At 49.8% G+C, this 1,684-nt stretch carries 2 protein-coding genes and 2 pseudogenes; 2 read left to right on the top strand and 2 right to left on the bottom strand.

Annotation, left to right across the window (positions count from 1 at the left end; translation table 11 throughout):
* Nucleotides 1-132: 132 nt before the first annotated feature.
* Both H6F72_RS11860 and H6F72_RS11855 read left to right on the top strand, forming a co-directional pair.
* A complete protein-coding gene (locus H6F72_RS11860) occupies nt 133-372 on the top strand; it encodes a hypothetical protein (RefSeq protein WP_190435251.1) in 240 nt (79 codons plus the stop codon).
* Between the two features lie 769 nt (nt 373-1,141).
* Nucleotides 1,142-1,390: a hypothetical protein gene (locus tag H6F72_RS11855; RefSeq protein WP_190435248.1), complete on the top strand. Its 249-nt coding sequence runs from the start codon at nt 1,142-1,144 to the stop codon at nt 1,388-1,390.
* Between the two features lie 22 nt (nt 1,391-1,412).
* On the opposite strand, the pseudogene H6F72_RS31090 reads toward H6F72_RS11855, so the two are convergent.
* Nucleotides 1,413-1,568: pseudogene (locus tag H6F72_RS31090) on the bottom strand (transposase); the annotation flags it as partial.
* Nucleotides 1,569-1,578: 10 nt separating this feature from the next.
* Nucleotides 1,579-1,684, bottom strand: a pseudogene (locus tag H6F72_RS11845) (IS630 family transposase); the annotation flags it as partial.

Genomic DNA, 1,684 nt, shown 5'->3' with positions numbered 1-1,684 from the left:
ACCGTGCTCGGAGCCTGCCTAGGCGAGGTGGTTGTTGCCCTGTTGCTTCAGGAAGTTGAGCAAAAGCGCATGCTGTTGCAGCAGCAGGGGTGGGAGGTTCAGATTACGAGGTGCAAGATCTGAGCTTTCCAAGTGGTTGATTGTGCTGCGCTCGCTGCTCACTTCATCGCTACCCGCAACTACAAGCGGATGTACCGAGAAGGGGCCGAACGCCACGCTGAGACGATTGAGGTTGCTATCGAATCGCTAGTTGCTCTCTACGGATGGATGATGCTCCAGTTCAGCACTCCTGAGCCAGTACAACCAACCCTGACGGGTAGTGGGCCGATTGCTGCCTTCCCCCAGCTGCTGAGGAGCCGCAGCGGGTACTGATTACCCCAACTCCAGGTCGCCAAAGCGATCGCGTCTTAGTCACTCCTGCCCCAGCAGTTGAACAACTGGAGGCGATTGATGACCTACTCGAGATCGAGCTGACTCCACACCCAACGGATTGGGACTTGGCTATCCGGCAACTCAAGACTCTAGCTTCTCTGGAGTCAGTCAAGGGCTACTGCAACATGCCAAAAGCTCGACTGGTTGAAGTACTGACCACCTAACCACCGCACCCTGCTCTGAGGCATTGTATCGGGCAAACCAACAACCGCTCTTTGGTTCTGAAGTTTCTCAGCCAAAAGAACCAAGCGTGGCGTCCACTTCAACTGGAGATGTCAAACAATGGGACCTTAAACGATTACTCGAACCGCTTCCCAAAGCCAAGAAGATTTCTTCCAAAATGCCCCTTCTCCATTAGAGCAATAATGGAAGATTCAGCTATCGAAAACGGCCATTATCAATAACTAACTGATTGAAGGCTATTTGTAGGTGTTTCGAGCAGTTTTTTAAGCACTTGTAGTACACGTTTTGCCTACTAGAAGAATCAAAGATTTGGGAATCTTTGTAAAAGTGCTAGACAGTCTGCGCTGCAACAGGTTGAGCCGCTTTTTTTGAGTTCACGGAAAGAGCCATTATCATTAGCGGTTCAATCTTTCAGATTTGTCAGTACCGTCGAGGAACCCTGTTTAGTTCGTCTCAGGTAATTATGGCGGCAGTCATGAGATAGGTAACGCTAGCCTAGAGACTGTTACTGCTGAGGGCGATCGCCATGCGTGTAAAACTAAAGGAAATTGCGTTTGCCGATGGGACAGTGTTCGTAGACCTCTACAACCTCAGTTTCAGGGTTAAAGCGATTGTCAACACCCATCAGGTGAACGGGTTAGCGGGAAGCAATCAGGGAGCACTCTTACAGGGAGAAGAGATAGTGGTGGAGCGAGTGTTCACGAATTCTGGCCGCTTATGGATTAGCGGCAAAACCCCAGAGGCGAGCGAGTGGATTTGGACCCCAAAGATTTGATTTATAGCTGTCGCCACAAGAGTTAGGACGCGGCTTCCTTGAGGACTGTCTCCATTGCTTCACGCAAACTAGTAGCGCTGCGTCGTTGTTTGCGAATGTGACCCTTTAACCATGCCCAACACTTTTCGATACGATTCAGGTCTGGTGAATAGGGTGGTAAGTAGACGACTTGAACCCCTTGTATAGCCTTACGAGTACACCTTAAGACATTGCTTGAAGGCAGTATCTACACAATCACGAAATTTAGCAAATTCATCCCATCGCTGTCGCATCCAATTCTTGAGCACAAACCAC

It is taken from the genome of Trichocoleus sp. FACHB-46 (genome assembly GCF_014695385.1).
In the GTDB taxonomy this organism is placed as follows: Bacteria; Cyanobacteriota; Cyanobacteriia; order FACHB-46; family FACHB-46; genus Trichocoleus.
This window is presented reverse-complemented; position numbering and strand designations above follow the sequence as displayed.

What these genes read in the sequence shown, in the direction of transcription:
- H6F72_RS11855 (WP_190435248.1), top strand. Translation starts at nt 1,142, where the DNA reads ATGCGTGTAAAACTAAAGGAAATTGCGTTTGCCGATGGGACAGTGTTC.